Consider the following 17,108-nt stretch of genomic DNA (forward strand, 5'->3'; position numbering starts at 1 on the left):
TAATGATACTTGGAGATTATTTACCCTACACAAGCTGCGTATAATGACCAGGAATTCCTTCATTTATATTCAAGATTTGAAGGATAAAATGATTGTATTCTCTTAAAAATTTTCGGCTTCTTTTTCGTTGTATGCGTCAAGTGGAGTCACATTGTAATACGTGTCCTTTCCTTTTTCTTAAGGGCCGGGGCTAGATACAGATGCACCGCTTACTCCACGCATATGTATAGGCATTTCTCGCACCTCTAATGGTTTAGACGGGTCTTGTGTTAATAGGTCGTTTTTCTTTTACAAATGTAGCAAGGATGGGTATCTGTCGTTTTATTTCATCAACAAAGTCTTCACGATCCACATGTTTTTAAGCTGATTAATTAATAATAGTTTCACTTATTCTCCTTATTTCCAATAATACCTTGTAGTATAAAAGCGATAAAAATTACTAGAGCAGATCCAGCAAGATTTAACCATAAATATGGCATTAAGTCAATCCACCATATATAGACAATAATAGCTTGGGTAATGATGGCTGCGATAAATACAGCTCTACTTTTAACGTATCTAAAAAAGAAAGCGAGAAGGAAAATGCCTAATACATTTCCGTAGAAAATAGAACCTATTATATTAACAAGTTCGATTAAATTTTCAAATAGATTGGCTACGCAAGCTACACCAATTGCAATAGCTCCCCAGAGCATGGTAAACCATTTTGAAGCATTTACATAATGTTTATCGCTCCTACCTTTTTTGTTACGTTTGTAAAGATCGATTGTTGTGGTAGAACCTAAGGCATTTAATTCAGAAGCTGTTGAGGACATCGCGGCGCTTAATATTACTGCGAGTAATAATCCTATTAGTCCTTTTGGAAGATTGTTTAAAATAAAATGAATAAAGACATAATCTTTGTCATTAACTTCTGCGTCTGGATTTGCTTTTTTAATGGTTTTTTTTGCTTGATCTCTTAATGAAGCTTCTTGCGTATTAAGTGTAGCAATTTCAGAAAGTATACCACTTTTATCATCTGTATCTTTCATTACAGAGAACGTGAGTTGCTTGGCTCTAATTTCTTTTTCTATTTGTGTTTTTTCAGCTTCTAATGATTGATATTCTTGTGCAAACTCAGATTCCATGACATCTTTTACAGAGCTAGGATTAAAGTGTAATGGAGATGTGTTAAATTGATAAAAAACAAATACCATAACACCTACGAGCAATATAAAGAATTGCATAGGTACTTTTAAGAGGCCGTTAAAAATCATCCCCATTTGCATTTCCTTCATTGAACGCCCACTAAGGTAACGTTGTACTTGACTTTGATCTGTGCCAAAATAGGAGAGGGCTAAAAAACTACCTCCAATGATTCCACTCCAAAAGGTATATTTATTTTCTAAGTTAAATGAAAAATCAAGGACATCTAGTTTGCCACTCGCACCAGCAATTTGCATTGCTTTGTCAAAGTTAATATCCAGTGGGAGGTAATTGAGTATGATTAAAAAAGCGATAAACATCCCGCCAAAAATGACACCCATTTGTTGCTTTTGGGTAACACTTACAGCTTTTGTACCACCACTTACGGTATAGATAATAACGAGAACACCAATAATAATATTTAACTGTATTAGGTCCCAACCAAGCACGGCAGATAAAATAATAGCTGGTGCAAAAATGGTAATCCCTGCGGCGAGTCCTCGTTGAATTAAAAATAGTATTGCAGTAAGTGTTCGTGTTTTTAAATCGAATCGCGTTTCTAAATATTCGTAAGCGGTAAAAACTTTAAGCCTGTGATAAATGGGAATAAATACAAGACAAATAATTACCATAGCAATGGGTAATCCAAAGTAAAATTGTACAAACCCCATCCCACTATGAAAAGCCTGTCCTGGTGTAGAGAGGAATGTTATAGCACTAGCTTGTGTAGCCATTACACTTAGTCCAATTGTCCACCAGCGAGAGTCACTACCGCCTTTAAGGTAGTCTGTAACGTTTTGACTTCCGCGCGCTTTGTAAGTTCCATAGAGAACGATAAATACTAATGTACCAATAAGGATGTACCAATCAATTTGCTCCATTTATGCGTAGTGTTTCATTAATAAGTAAAAAAGAATGATATATGCTGCATTGAGTACGAGTACTAATGTAAATTTCTTTTTCCAGACAAATTTGTCTTTTACTTGCTCAACTACTTTATCTACTTCCATAAAATTACTATTAATTTATTCAAAATGAATTAAAGATGTCTGGTTGAGCGCAGTCGAAATCTCCATTGTGAAGACGAATAAATTTTAAAACAAAAAATAATTCTCGTCCTTATATTTCTCGAAAGCACTCGAACAGAGTAATATCACTTCCCAATCGAAATTAAATTAGCAAACAATCTATATGCTCCAGGGACACCTGCTGGCAACTCTCTAAAAAAGCTGAGTCCAGTGTAAATATAATGCCCTTTGCCATATTGAGCAACTAGAAGTGATCCTTTTGAAATTGAAGCTCCTTTATCTTTCATTCCTAAAATAGGAGTAAACTCTTTGCCCCATTCCTCAGGAAAATATAAACCTCTTTCTTGCACCCAATTTTCAAAATCAGCTTCGGTTATTTTGTTGGGAGTATTTAAAATTTTATGGTCTTTTGCTAATAACTGTACTTCGCTAAACTCATCAGTTACACGGTCACGGGATAATTTTAACTCGTAAGGTGCTAAATCTTGAGTCACTAATCTATGCGATGTATTGTACTGTAAAATTAAAGTTCCACCATTTTCAACATAACCATCAAGCGCTTTTTTTGCAAATGCCAATTCAGGTACCGTATTATAAGCTCTAATTCCTACTACGATGGCATCAAATTGTTTAAGATTTTCTTCGGAAATTTCTGCTGCTAAAATTGTCGTAACATCATACCCAATTTGTTTTAAACTTTCAGGAATAGCATCTCCAGCACCGTTTATATAACCAATGTTTTGTCCCTTTTTTTCAATTGAAATGCGTGCCACTTTAGCCTCAGAAGGCAATAAAACAGATTGATATGGAATGTGGTCGTAGTCAATTAAAACTAATTCATTTTCATAATAACGGTCGCCTACTTGAACTACTGGTTTCAATAATCCTTCGCTTTGAGTTACAGGTGGAGTTACTGTAAAATTTAGTGTTGTGCTTTCGCCAGAACGTTCTAAAGAAAATGGGAGGGAAGCTGGAGTTATTTTCCAGCCCGCTGGGGCATTTAATAGTACCGTACCACTCACATTATCTCTTCCTCCGCGCACTGTTACTGGAACTGTTTTTGAATTTTTATTTGCAAAAATCAATACCTTTTCAGCAATGCTGGATGTTGCTTCGGGTAGTATTTGTAAAGGCCTGTAAACTTCACCATCAACAGGATCATTAAATTTGAAAACAACATCACGAACAATGCTTAATGACGCGCGACCTATTTGCAAATTAAAAACTATTTGTTCTGGTGCTGGCGTCTCTGGCAGCCCAATCATATCTTTAGGCGCATTGTACATTCCTAAAGTACCCTTTTTATTTAACCAATAAGCCGTTGAGGGCATGTCGTTTTCTGAAATGAGCTGCACTTCTAGTTCCGTCTTTTCATTATTAGTCAAAGTAACAACGTTGCTATTAAGCGCTTTTCCCGAAACAGTTTTAATACTATTTAGCACAACAGGTTGTCCGCTACGATTAATGGCTTCAATATTCACTTTAAAAGAAGCTTTTGGGTTAATAGTTTCGGTTTCTGAAATGGCTTCTAAAAAGATTCCGCCGCAGTCTAAAATCAATTTTTCTAACTGCGGAAGTTTAATGGATTTCCAGTGGTTGTCTTTTGATAATTTCAGCAGTTCATAAGCCTGTACCAATTGCGGTATCATTGCAGATGGATCTTTAAAATTGAAATTTTCTGCTAGTGGATTAAGAATGTTTCCAATAGCAGCTCCACCATCAATGCGTGACCATGAAGTATTAATACCGTCAAATATATTTGTATTATCGGTAGGGAAATCTCCTTTTAAAAATTCTAAATATTCAGTTTGATTTCCGCGGGATCCTGTACTTCCAAAACCTTGACTTTTATGCATGCTTCGGCTTAAAGATGCGATTTCGCCATTTGATAATCCAAGGGAAGGGTAATAATTTCCTGTTTCAACCGAGACTAATTTTGATTTGTCTGCCTCCTCAAATTTTTCTCTACTTCCGTAGAACCACCAAGAGGTGTTAAACATTAGACGTTTAGGTTGCCAAGTTCCAAATGTTTTTGCCGTCTCAGGATATTTTGTTGCATCGTTAACTAAGTCAAATGCTTCAAAACTTAACATTGCTGAAGAGGTATGATGACCGTGCGTACTTCCAGGACTGCGATGATCAAAACGATTGACTATAACATCTGGCTTAAATTTACGAATAGCTCTAACTACATCGCTCAGCACCTCTTCTTCGTTCCAGATTGCCAAAGTCTCATCTGGGTGTTTTGAGTACCCAAAATCATTAGCACGTGTAAATAATTGCTGTCCGCCATCTGTGCGACGAGCAGCTAATAATTCCTGCGTGCGAATTACACCGAGCAATTCTCTAATTTCTGGACCTACAAGATTTTGTCCTCCATCGCCACGCGTTAATGACAAATATGCTGTGCGTGCATGAACATCATTTGCTAAATAAGAAATTAAACGCGTATTTTCATCATCAGGATGTGCTGCGACGTAAAGTGCGCTTCCTAGAAAATTAAGGTTTTGTAATTCGTGATATATTTGTGAACTAGTAGGTTTTTTAGGCTGTTGCCCGAGGGAGGTTGCGACAATTCCTATTAAAAAAATAATGGAAGCAAAGCGTAATTTTATCATTGAGCGACTATTTTATCTTAGTGTCTCAAATATAGTAAAATTGGTTTGTGGGTTAGATTTGTTAAGAGTTCTTTAACGTTTAATAGAAGGGAATATAATTTATAACTTTGCTGGTAATTATAGTTGTCGAAATCACTATTTAATCAAAAAACTCTATAATCCCAGCTCATCTCTTAGGCCACTAAACTTTTCGCTATTTCTATTCCAGTATGGGGATTGAATGCGTTTCAATAAAGTCGCTGTAGTAACATTTCCGTCGGCATGTGTTTCTTCCCAATTATTAATAGTATGTGGAAACGTGTTGTTAAAAGTTATTCTTAGTTCTTTTTTAAGTTCTGGGTATGTAATTGTGTAAATGTTTTGCTCTATTTCTTTAGAAAGCGCTCCAACGGCATTAAATGCTTTAATCTCTTTATGTGAAAGACGTATGGTTTCAAATGCTGGAATTGCTTTAAATTTCCCCATTGGTAGCTCAGAGGGATTCAAACGAATGATGTTCCAGAGTTCATCTTCAATCCAAGTTTTCTCCAGAGATAACTCTTGGTCGCCTTCACTTTCAAAATAAGAGTTGGCTTTTATTTCAAATTTAGTTTTGTTATTTAATTGCATAAACGTTTGACCGCACCATTCTTGAACTGAGTTTGTGATTTTTAAAGCGTGTCCTGTATTTTGAACAGGGCTAAAAGTACTTGTCATGATACTGTACGGATAAACACCGGTATTAAATTTTTTGACTAGATTTAATTTCAGCATTGGTATATTGCTATTGTTTTGATTGTCTGCTTTTACTTGTAGTTTTGGGGTAAAATCTTCGGTCACAAAAATGGTTACAGCTGTGCCTTTTCTTACTTCCCCGTATCGTGATTGATTTAGTTGATAGCTTGAAATTTCGGCAGTGCCTGCATACCAATAATCTGAAAATTCTTTATTAAGTACTCTGGGTGTTGCATTGACGATGCTTTCTGTTTTTGAAATTTCAGAAGCACTTGCAGCTAGCTCTTTGTCTTTTTTTGTTTCGCAACTTGTAAAAAACAGTAGGGTTGTAATTGAGAATAGGAGTGCTTTTTTCATAGTAGTTATAGGCTTAATATAATTATCTTTTTAAATGCTGGCTAGAGCTATTTATTTTCATAAAATAAATGTAAAATGTGCTCATCCGCAAAGCATTTTAAATTTCTTTGAGTTTAAAGTTAAGTCGTTTGTTTTTTAGAAACTAACTCTAGTAGTGTTTCATTAACAAGTCTTGTAGGTAAGCCCATAACATTGAAGAAACAACCCTCTATTTTCTCAATACCTACATAGCCTAGCCAATCTTGAATTCCATAGCTTCCAGCTTTATCAAAAGGCTTGCACGTGTTGAGGTAGTATTCAATTTGTGCTTCGGAAATTTCTTTAAAATAAACCTTCGTAACATCATATACTGTTTTTTGCCAATCTCTCGACGTGAAACAAACCGAAGTGAATACCTCGTGCATTTGTCCGCTAAGGCTATTGAGCATTACTTTTGCATCCTCAAAATCTGTAGGTTTTCCTATGGCTTTATCGTTGTGCCAGACTATAGTGTCGCTAGTAATGACTACATCATTCTCTTTCAAATCTGTGAACACTGATGCTTTTAATTCTGCCAAGTAATTAGTAATCTGTTCTCGTTTTAAATTTGAAGAAAAGACCTCCTCAACTTCACGAACGTCAATAGTAAAATCTAAATCTAGTTCTTTAAAAAAGTATTGCCTACGAGGACTTCCCGAAGCAAGGATGATATTGTGATCTTTTAATTTTTCTTTTAACATAGGTTTATTTTAAAATGTGTAAGGATATATTAATAATGAACAAATACCCAAAAACATAATGATTTTAAGTAGGGTTGAAATTTTTGAAAAATCAGATTTCTTTTTAGCATTCCAAATATTGACTAACACAAAAAATAGGGGTGCTATAATTAAAAATAGGAAATACAGCATTAATGGTTTTGCGCTGTAAATATGCATGTATAAATGATAGATGATACCAACTAATAAACATACGGTAAGACCAAATGCAACATAAACAGTACGCTGACGTCCAATGGCAATAGGTAATGAATTTCGCCCACCTTTACGGTCACCATTAATATCTTGCAGGTCTTTAATGATTTCTCTAATTAGATTTATACTAAAAGCGAACAACGCATATTGTAAAAGAATAATCGTCGCAGTGAGGGTTTTATGAGTTATTTGTTCTTCAATTGCGGGGTATAAATCAAATATAATACTCGTAATAAGTACCATTGCTACTAGTAAAGAAACCACCACATTTCCTAATAAAAATACTGTCTTAAAACTTACAGAATACCCATAAAGTAACGCTGCAATTATAACAAAGACAGCGGCTAACGACGGATGACCTATTAGATTACTCAAGGAAAAACCTGCTAAAACCCCAATAGATGTGAATATTATATAAAGATTAGAAGCTTTTTTTTCTGAAATATCAACTCCAATTAACACACGTTTTGGATTGTTAATTTTGTCTGTGTCAACGTCGTAGATATCATTGATGATGTTTCCGCCTGCGGCAATACAGATAGTTGCGATAACCAATAGAAAAAAAGACAGTGAGTTTAACGAAGTGGGAAAGTGCATCGCTTCTAAAAAGCCGTACTTAACAACGATTAATAGTAGCGTTATAAGCAGAAGATTTATGGGACGAGTTATCTTTAGAAGGTGCATAGTTCTAGCTTATCTTGAAATAGTAATCTTATACATTAAAATAACCTTTAGTCGTATCTAGCGCTAACAATGCTACTATAATCCCATTTACCTTGAACTTTAAGAACTTGCTCAATTACATCGCGTACGCAACCTTTGCCGCCGTTTTTATGAGAAACGTATTTACTCATAGCTTTAATTTCTGGCACAGCATCTTGTGGGCAGCAGGGGAGTCCTATGTTTTGCATCACTTGATAATCTGGAATATCATCACCCATGTATAATACATCTTCACGATTTAAGTTATTATCTGCAATGTACTTTTCAAGAGTTTCGGTTTTGTGATGAGCACCTAAATGAATGTCTTTTATTCCGAGGCCGGCAAGCCTTTTTCTTACCCCTTCATTTGTTCCTCCAGAAATAATGCAAATGTTGAACCCCTTGTTCAAAGCCTCCTTCAAAGCGAAGCCATCTTTAGTGTGCATTGTTCTAAACATTTCTCCATCAGTTGTGATATTTATAGTTCCATCTGTGAGTACACCGTCTACATCAAAAACCAGTGTAGTAATGTTATTTAAAAGTTGTTTGTAGCTCATATTTAGCAATATAGATTTTGTCTATAGTTAATTTATTTTCTTTTTAATATACTCCTAGTCAGTGTCATGTACACTTTTTCTTGAAGCTCTGCTTCAATCATTGATAAGTGTTTTTCAATAGTCACAATATCGCCTCTATTTGCTGGTCCGGTCTGTGCTTTTGACGGAGAAAGTGTTTCAATTTTTTTCGCAGTTTCAGAAATCAATGGTTTTAATAATTCAAAATCTAAGCTTTTTTCTTTTAGAATATCTTCGGAAATATGATACAATTCATTCACAAAATTATTTACAAAAACAGCAGCAAGATGAATTTGTGCTCGCTCACTTGAATTTATATCGACCACTTTATTTGAAATTAATTCTCCTAATTTTCGAAGTAATTTTAAATCATTTTCTTTTTCTGCTTCAATGCAAATAGGGATAATTTTAAAGTCAACTTCAGTGTTTTTAGAAAAGGTTTGTAGCGGGTAAAAAATACCGCGGTGGTGTTTTTTAGAAATAGTATTCATTGCAACTCCGCCAGATGTGTGAACAACAAGTTTGTCTTTTAATTTAAGTTCTTTAGTAAAGCCCTTAATTGCATCATCTGGAATTGCGACAATATAAACATCTGCAGAGGAATCAATCTCAGAAATTTTTGAAATAAGAGGTGTTCCTGCTTTTGTAGTTGTTTCTGTTGTGTTTCGGGTGTATCCTTGTATCACATTAACTCCCTTAGTTTCATGGAAGATTTTATGTAGATGTTGGCCTACATTTCCGAAGCCTAAAATAACGACACGTATCATAGGGTAAAAATACGTTAAAATTTCGGCATTTATAAAAGCTTTTGTTGTCCTTAAATGGCTTTATGTCGTATTTTTGCAAAAAAAAATAGCATGCAAAAAAAGCTCGCTGCCGTCCTGTTTTCTACTCGCTTAACTGCCACATTATTTATTGTTTTTGCCGTTGCCATGGCTGTTGGAACATTCATGGATGCCTCTTCAGAAACATCGCCTACGCCATACTCTAATGAGATGATTTACCGTGCTTGGTGGTTTGAGGCAATCATGGGAATTTTTGTAATTAATTTCCTCGGAAATATTACACGATATCGCCTTTGGACTCGTGAGAAATTAACAACTTTAATTTTACACCTTTCATTCATTTTAATTCTAGTTGGCGCATTTGTGACTCGGTACATTGGCTATGAGGGACGTATGCAGATTTATGAGGGAGCAACTTCAAATTCTTTCTTATCAGATGATATTTACATGAATGGCTTTATCGATGGTGATTATGTGGTTGATGGACAACAACAAAGATTGAAGTTGAGTCCAAAAAAATTGAACTTATCTGAGCGCTTAAATAATGATTTTAGCATTGCTACTAATTATAATAATGTGCCAGTAACTATTAAATATAAAAATTTTATTAATAATGCTACCAGTGGATTAATAGAAACTGAAGAAGGAGAATCGTTCATTAAAATAGTCGAAGCAGGAGATGGTTCGCGTCACGATCATTGGGTTAAAGAAGGTGAGGTTTCGAATATTCATAACGTACTTTTTGCTTTCAATGAACCTACTAGTGGAGCGATAAATATAGGTTTTGACTATACTACCGAAGAATTTACAATTGATAGCCCGTTTGAAGGTACGTTTATGCGAATGGCAGATAGGATGGAAGGGGCGGTTGTTGCAGATAGCTTACAACCTTTAATGTTGCGTTCTTTGTACAATTTTGGAGAGATGGCATTTGTAATTCCAGACCCTGTTACTACTGGAAGACGTGGAATAATTAAAGGAACTAAAGAAAATCCTTCTGGGACAGATGCGCTCATTGTTGAGGTTGCTTCTGGCAATGAAACAAAATATATAGAATTATTAGGAGGTAAAGGAACATTCCCAGATCCAGAAAAAGTAACCGTAAATGGAATGGATGTTTACTTAACGTATGGTTCTAAAAAGTATGAACTTCCTTTTAGCATTACTTTAAAAGATTTTATTGCAGAGAAATATCCAGGAACACAAAAAGGATATAAATCATTTAAAAGTGAGGTTACAGTAAATAATGAAGACGGCTCTTTTGCTGAAGAAGAAATTTATATGAACCATATTTTAGATAAAGATGGTTATCGTTTTTTCCAAGCGAGCTTTGACCAAGATAAAGAGGAGTACACAGTGTTATCTGTAAACCATGATTTTTGGGGAACATGGATTACGTACATTGGATATTTTCTATTGTATTTTGGATTGATGGCAATATTATTTGATAAAGGGTCACGTTTCGGTTTCCTTGAAAAATATTTGAAGAAAATTAAAAAGAAAAAAGCTGCTCTAACAATAACTGCGCTATTAGCAATTGCAACTACTGGGTTTTCACAAGCTAGTCATGAGCATAATACTACGGCAGTAGGGCAGGCAGATTCTATTATTAGTGCAACATCAGTTTCAAAAGAACATGCAGCAAAGTTTGCACGGTTGGTAATACAGGATAATGGACGAATGAAACCCATAGGGACTTTTGCCAGCGAATTGATTAGAAAGGTAAGTGGGAGCAACTCTTATAATGGTCTTGATGCAAATCAAGTTTTTATATCGATGACGCAATACCCACGTTTATGGACACAAGTTCCTTTAATTGCATTAAAGCGAGGAAATGATAGTATTCGTGAAGTTGCTGGAGTTCCAAAGGGTACAAAGCAAATAACATTATTAAATTTATTTGATAAGGATGCAAATTATAAACTAGAGCCTTATCTCGTTGATGCAACATCAACAAATACGCCTAATCAGTTTCAAAAAGACTTTATAAAAGCGCATGAGAGCTTTTATTTATTGAATCAAGCGTTAAGTGGTTCTATCCTAAAAATATTTCCTATACCTAATGACCCTGGTAATAAGTGGGTTTCATTTCCAGAATTAAATGAAGCTAAAATTAAAGGACAAGACTCTATATTTTCAAGGACGGTCTTGCCACTTTATTTTGAGAGCTTAAGAAGCGCGACAACAGATAATGATTACTCTAAAGCAGATGAGGTGTTAGACTTGATTAGAAAATATCAAGAAAACCGAGGTAGCGAAGTAATGCCTTCAGAACAAAAAGTAACTGCTGAGTTAATGTACAATAAAGTAGATATTTTTAATAGACTTTATAAATATTTCACGGTATTTGGAATTTTAATGTTTATTGGAATTATTGTTCAGATCTTCAAAGATGGTAAAGTTGTTAACGGCCTTATAAAAACGTGTAAATATATTATATGGGCCTTTTTTATAGCGATGACAGTAGGATTGATTGCACGTTGGTACGTTAGTGGTCACGCACCTTGGAGTGATGCGTATGAGTCTATTATTTACGTTGCATGGGCAACGGTATTTTTTGGTCTTGCATTTGGTCGTAAAAGTGATTTGACAATCGCATCTACGGCATTTGTTGCAGCAATTATTTTGTGGGTTGCACATAGAAATTGGTTAGACCCGTCAATTTCAAACCTAGTTCCAGTGTTAGATAGTTACTGGTTAATGATACATGTTGCGGTTATTGTAGCTAGTTACGGCCCCTTTACGCTCGGGATGATTCTTGGAATTACAGCATTAATTTTAATGTTGTTTACTAATGACAAGAATAAAATTAAAATGGATCTTAATATTAAAGAGATAACAACTATTAATGAAATGGCGCTCACGGTAGGGCTTGTAATGTTGACTATAGGAAATTTTCTTGGTGGACAGTGGGCAAACGAAAGTTGGGGGCGTTACTGGGGTTGGGATCCTAAGGAAACTTGGGCGTTAATTAGTATTATGGTGTATGCATTTGTAATTCATGCTAGACTAGTGCCAGGATTACGTGGAAAATGGATTTATAACGTAATGTCAATACTGGCTTATGCGTCAATTATGATGACGTACTTTGGAGTTAATTTCTATCTCACAGGTTTGCACTCTTATGCAAGTGGAGATGTACCGGTAACGCCCACATTTGTTGGATATATAGTAGGGGCATTAATAATATTAATGATTATTTCGTATTTCCCGTATCGTAAATACTACTTAAAGAAGAAATAAAATTTATAGCTATATTATTTTAAAACACCTCTTTGTTAAAGCAAAGAGGTGTTTTTTTATCTCATCCAGAAGCAATCAATTAAATCAGTCGCCATATGAAAAAGAAGTCCAATAGCTACAACTCTAAATTTCTTAAAAAATAAAAGTAGGGTATAGCACATAATGGCAATATAACTGTGTAGAAAGTGAAATCCAACACTGCAACGGTCTGGATCAAACATAGGATCTGCGAACAAGTGGTCTATATCTACAAGCATTGTTGCAAGCAATATTAAGTACGCCTTTTTCCAATTGGCTCTAAAAAATACCCACGCGATTGCTGCAGGGAATAAAAGGTGTAGTGAATAATGAGTTATGGTTTGTAGCATGACTTCGGAAATATAATACGGATATCTCTTAGAATTTCATTACCCATCTTAAAAATTTGAGTTTCATTTCAGAATATGGCCCATATTTTAAGGGTAATTCAAGCCAAGTTGGTTTATCGAGAATACTTTTATAATGAGTAAATGTGTCAAAACCAGCTTTACCGTGGTAATTACCCATTCCGCTGTGACCCACTCCACCAAAGGGTAGGTGTGGATTCGTAATATGCATTACAGCTTCATTAACAGCGCCACCTCCAAACGAAATTTCTTTAAAAATCTTCTTCTTAATTTTAGAGCTCGAAGTAAATACATAACAAGATAAAGGTCGAGTAAGACTATTTACCTTAGTAATTGCCTCGTCTATAGTGTTATAAGGAATAACAGGGAGAATAGGTCCAAATATTTCTTCTTGCATCACATCATCTTCAAAAGTAACATCCTTAAGAACTGTAGGTTGAATATAACGTTCGCTCTTTTTTAAACTTCCTCCAAAACAAACGTTATCTTGATTTATCATTGAAGCCAATCTTTCAAAATTATCCTCATTTATAATTTGAAGATAGTTGCCATTCTCAAAACTGTAGTCAGCTTCGGAAATTTCTGCTTTTAAAATCTCGATAAATTTGTTTTCTATTTTTTTATCCACCATAATATAATCTGGCGCGATACATGTTTGTCCTGCATTTAAAAATTTTGCCCAAACCAAACGTTTTACGGTCATTTTTAAATTAGCATCTTCTGTTACAAACGTAGGACTTTTACCTCCCATTTCTAAAGTTACTGGCGTAAGGTTTTCTGCAGCAGCTTTGTAAATAATTTTCCCAACTTTTGTGCTACCCGTAAAAAATATTTTATCAAATTTTTGTTTAAGTAGCTCAGTAGTTTCGTCGACACCACCTTCTATAACTTTTAGAAAAGAAGAATCAAAATTATTATTTATCAACTTCGCCATAATTGCCGAAGTTCTTGAAGGCAATTCACTAGGTTTTAAAATAATAGTGTTTCCCGCAGCAATAGCTGCAATAACAGGAGCGAGGGATAATTGATATGGGTAATTCCAAGCACCGATAACTAAGCAGACACCTAAGGGTTCTGAGATAATGTAGCTCTTTGCGGGGAAGTTAGTTAGATTTGTTTTTACTTTTTGTTTGCGTGCCCATTTCCAGATTTTCTTTTTAGCTTCCTCTATATCATTAAAGAGCAATGCCATCTCGGTAACTGAATTTTCAAACTTAGATTTTTTGAAATCAGCATAAATAGCTTCATCAAGAGCCTCTTGGTTTGTTTTCAATAATTGTGAGAGTTTGTCTAATTGAGCAACTCTAAAAGCAAGGTCTTTTGTTTGATGCGTATTAAAAAAATTGCGTTGAGAGGAGATGATTTGTTCCATTAAAAATTTTGTTTGTATTATAAATGTAAGTTAGTTAAAACAAAATTAAACTACAGAAACATTTTAATCTCAACGTGACAGTAAGTAGATTATAAGGTTACTTATCCCTATTTAGCACACGATATTCTTCATAGCACTCACTAATTGCATCAAGAATTTGAAGGTCGTTTGCTGTTTTAATAAAATCTGAAGAGTAGCTACAGTTATTTAATATTTCGTCAATATCTGGTCGTTCTAATTGGAGAATTGCTTGTAGAGTTTCTCTGTCATATTTTGATTGAAGTAGATTTCTAATTTCGTCATCCTGTTTCATTTGACGGAGCTTTTTCATTTGACGAGGCCGTTTTCCAAACACTTGATAAAGAAAATCAGCGGGATTAAAGATGGCACTCAATGCCTTGTTTACTGCACCCGGCTGTTTTTGACCGCCTTCGTATCCACTACCTATGCCGTCAATACGGTAACGATAGTTGTCATAAATAGGAATGGTCTTAGCATCAACCTCTACATATCCAGTAAGTGTTACTGGTTTGATAATAACCTCTTCAAGCGCAATGCCAAGTTCTGTCATTTTCACTTTAATATCTCCGTATTTTAACCAGTCATTAGTAACACGAACTCTAATAGACTTAAAGCCAAGGTAGGAAAAGTAAAGTGTATCATTCACAGCTGCTCTAACCTCAAAAGCTCCTTTTTCATCTGTTGTGGCTCCCCACACTTTATTAAGATTTACAATATTTACATTTTCAAGAGCCTTATCATCTGCTGCATTTTCAACTGTTCCACGAATGGGAACAATGTCTTGTGCCAATGATATGGTTGTAATAAATAATGTAAAAAAAAGGAGTAGATACTGTTTCATAAGATTGCATTACAAATGTACATATATAGACGTTAATTCCGTGCCAAAGTTTCAAGGAGTCGTTATTTTTTTAAAATTATATTTATTTAATTAGGTTGATGATTTAATTTTTTAAAAATAAAGGAGTGGTTTGTTGAATTAACGTATGTATAATTTCCGGCTCATTTTCGCGTAAGCTATAATAAAAAAAGAGTGATATTAATGAAATTTTCATTGATATCACTCTTTAATTAGTAAGCTTTTAGGTCTAGTGACTTAAAAGATATTAAGAAAACTATCCTCTTCTTCTGCGTCCGCCTGTTCCACCGCCAGATGGTTTTGAACCTCCGCCACCACGACGTTTTCCACTAAATTTTGATTTGTTGTCTCCTCCGCCACTTGAGCTACGTCCTTTATAGCCACCGCCGCTGCTTCTTCTTTTTCTGTCGCCACCGCCAGAACCGCCGCCTTTGTAGCCACCACCGCCACTGCGATTGCTGCGTCCGCCACCAGAACGACCACGACCTCTTCCGCCACGATTTTCTTTTTCTGTAGAAACTTCAACATTTACATGTCTTCCGTCTAATTTAAAATCTTCAAATGCTGCAAGAACTAAATCTTTATGTTGCTCATCTGTATTAAAAAATGAGAAGCTGTCTTTTACGTCTACTTTATAAACATCATCTTTTCCAAGGTTTAATAAATCTTTCAAGAAATCCTTAAGGCTCATCCAGTCAAAATCATCTTTTCCACCTACATTCAAGAAATAACGCACACTACCTGTGTCATCGCTGTAGTCTCTCTCGTTTGCTTTTTGATTTATATCCTTTGCTTTGCTGTAGTAATTGTAAAAACGTGTAAACTCAACTGAGAAAAATTTCTTAATTAATTCTTCTTTTGTAAAATTTTCTAACGCTTCATTAATGCTAGGAAGATACGCATCAATATCATGATTGATTTCGGTGTCTTTTATATTATTTGCAAGGTGCATTAACTGCTTTTCGCAAATTTCCATTCCAGAAGGAACTTCTTTTTTGATGAATTCTTGTTGTATTTTCTTTTCAATGGCTTTAATCTTTCGCATTTCACTTTTGGTTACAATAACCATTGAAATACCCGTGTTTCCTGCACGACCAGTACGACCACTACGGTGTGTGTATGTTTCAATTTCATCAGGTAATTGATAGTTGATAACGTGAGTAATGTTATCAACATCAATACCACGTGCAGCAACATCTGTAGCTACCATCATTTGGATTTGTCTTCCACGGAATTGTTTCATCACAATATCTCGTTGATTTTGACTTAAATCTCCGTGTATTGCTCCTGCGCTATAACCATCTGCAATTAACTGCTCAGCTACTTTTTGAGTGTCTCTTTTTGTTCTACAAAATACTACCGAAAAAATATCTGGATTTGCATCTGCAAGCCGTTTTAATGCTGAGTAACGGTCACGACCACCTACAACAAAATATTCATGAGATACGTTTTCACTTCCTATGTTTTTTGAGCCTACTGTTACTTCTGCTGGGTCATGCATAAATTTCTTTGCAATCGAAGCTACTTCTCTAGGCATTGTTGCGCTAAAAAGCCATGTGCTTTTATCTTTTGGAGAGTGTGAAAGAATTTCAGTAATATCTTCATAAAATCCCATATTTAACATCTCATCAGCCTCATCAAGCACACAATATTCAATTTTTGAAATATCAATCATGTTACGGCTAATCATATCTTTCATACGACCAGGAGTAGCAACGATTATCTGTGCACCTTTCTTTATATTACGCGCTTGATCTGTAATGCTCGCTCCCCCATAAATAGCTACTACGTTTAAGCCTTTTTTATGCTTACCATACGCTTTCATTTCGTTTGTGATTTGCATACACAACTCACGAGTAGGAGAGAGGATAAGTCCTTGTGTAGTTCGACTTCCCGAATTGATTTTTTGCAACATAGGGAACCCAAATGCTGCCGTTTTTCCAGTACCAGTTTGGGCAAGTGCCACAAGGTCTGTTTCTTTTTCTAATAATATGGGTATTGCTTGTTCTTGAACCTCACTTGGAGTTTCAAATCCCATATCTGTAATTGCCTGAAGTAATTCATCGTCTAGGCCTAACGCTTTAAATGCTGTCATGTACTATTGTAATAAAATTATTTGTGTGCTATGGGAAGTGATTGACAAATAACTAATTACTTCACTTGAGCACTACCTCACCCTGAGGATTTTCAAGGTGCAAAAGTACTTCTTTTTAATTGATTTTTAAGCGTGCTTCGGAAATATTAATTATTAAGAAGTTGTGAGTGTTGAAGACACCTCAAATAGTTGTTAGTTGTGATAAGAAAAACTTA

The 17,108-nt window shown here is 35.1% G+C and carries 13 protein-coding genes; 1 reads left to right on the plus strand and 12 read right to left on the minus strand.

The window, feature by feature from the left end:
• Positions 1–383: 383 nt before the first annotated feature.
• The 8 genes from GB234_RS07715 to GB234_RS07745 all read right to left on the minus strand — a co-directional run bounded on the left by GB234_RS07715 (position 384) and on the right by GB234_RS07745 (position 8,899).
• Positions 384–2,066 carry a sodium:solute symporter family protein gene (locus GB234_RS07715; protein ID WP_151893972.1) on the minus strand — a complete coding sequence of 561 codons (1,683 nt, stop codon included), beginning with the start codon at positions 2,064–2,066 and terminating at the stop codon, positions 384–386.
• Positions 2,067–2,195: a hypothetical protein gene (locus GB234_RS15265; protein ID WP_262714107.1), complete on the minus strand. Its 129-nt coding sequence runs from the start codon at positions 2,193–2,195 to the stop codon at positions 2,067–2,069.
• Positions 2,196–2,338: 143 nt separating this feature from the next.
• Positions 2,339–4,831 carry a PIG-L family deacetylase gene (locus GB234_RS07720; RefSeq protein WP_151893973.1) on the minus strand — a complete coding sequence of 831 codons (2,493 nt, stop codon included), beginning with the start codon at positions 4,829–4,831 and terminating at the stop codon, positions 2,339–2,341.
• 153 nt (positions 4,832–4,984) lie between these two features.
• On the minus strand, positions 4,985–5,902 hold the full coding sequence (locus GB234_RS07725) for a septum formation inhibitor Maf (RefSeq protein ID WP_151893974.1): 918 nt from the start codon (positions 5,900–5,902) through the stop codon (positions 4,985–4,987).
• Positions 5,903–6,021: 119 nt separating this feature from the next.
• On the minus strand, positions 6,022–6,621 hold the full coding sequence (locus tag GB234_RS07730) for a Maf family nucleotide pyrophosphatase (protein WP_151893975.1): 600 nt from the start codon (positions 6,619–6,621) through the stop codon (positions 6,022–6,024).
• Positions 6,622–6,630: 9 nt separating this feature from the next.
• On the minus strand, positions 6,631–7,539 hold the full coding sequence (locus tag GB234_RS07735) for a geranylgeranylglycerol-phosphate geranylgeranyltransferase (protein WP_151893976.1): 909 nt from the start codon (positions 7,537–7,539) through the stop codon (positions 6,631–6,633).
• Between the two features lie 47 nt (positions 7,540–7,586).
• Positions 7,587–8,114, minus strand: a complete 528-nt coding sequence (locus GB234_RS07740; RefSeq protein WP_371863334.1) for a KdsC family phosphatase — start codon at positions 8,112–8,114, stop codon at positions 7,587–7,589.
• 32 nt (positions 8,115–8,146) lie between these two features.
• On the minus strand, positions 8,147–8,899 hold the full coding sequence (locus tag GB234_RS07745) for a Rossmann-like and DUF2520 domain-containing protein (protein WP_151893978.1): 753 nt from the start codon (positions 8,897–8,899) through the stop codon (positions 8,147–8,149).
• A gap of 90 nt (positions 8,900–8,989) precedes the next feature.
• On the opposite strand from GB234_RS07745, the gene GB234_RS07750 reads away from it, so the two are divergent.
• On the plus strand, positions 8,990–12,160 hold the full coding sequence (locus tag GB234_RS07750) for a cytochrome c biogenesis protein (RefSeq protein WP_151893979.1): 3,171 nt from the start codon (positions 8,990–8,992) through the stop codon (positions 12,158–12,160).
• A 56-nt stretch (positions 12,161–12,216) separates the two neighbouring features.
• On the opposite strand, the gene GB234_RS07755 is transcribed toward GB234_RS07750, so the two are convergent.
• From GB234_RS07755 to GB234_RS07770, 4 genes are all read right to left on the minus strand, one after another.
• Positions 12,217–12,528, minus strand: coding sequence for a DUF6122 family protein (locus GB234_RS07755; protein WP_151893980.1), 312 nt, complete (start codon positions 12,526–12,528; stop codon positions 12,217–12,219).
• A 28-nt stretch (positions 12,529–12,556) separates the two neighbouring features.
• A complete protein-coding gene (locus GB234_RS07760; protein ID WP_151893981.1) occupies positions 12,557–13,918 on the minus strand; it encodes an aldehyde dehydrogenase in 1,362 nt (453 codons plus the stop codon).
• Between the two features lie 97 nt (positions 13,919–14,015).
• Positions 14,016–14,780, minus strand: a complete 765-nt coding sequence (locus tag GB234_RS07765) for a carboxypeptidase-like regulatory domain-containing protein (RefSeq protein ID WP_151893982.1) — start codon at positions 14,778–14,780, stop codon at positions 14,016–14,018.
• A gap of 274 nt (positions 14,781–15,054) precedes the next feature.
• The gene (locus tag GB234_RS07770; protein WP_151893983.1) at positions 15,055–16,893 is read right to left on the minus strand and encodes a DEAD/DEAH box helicase; all 1,839 of its coding nucleotides are present in this window, start codon (positions 16,891–16,893) and stop codon (positions 15,055–15,057) included.
• Positions 16,894–17,108 lie beyond the last annotated feature (215 nt).

It is taken from the genome of Patiriisocius marinistellae, from assembly GCF_009014635.1.
Taxonomy (GTDB): Bacteria; Bacteroidota; Bacteroidia; order Flavobacteriales; family Flavobacteriaceae; genus Patiriisocius; species Patiriisocius marinistellae.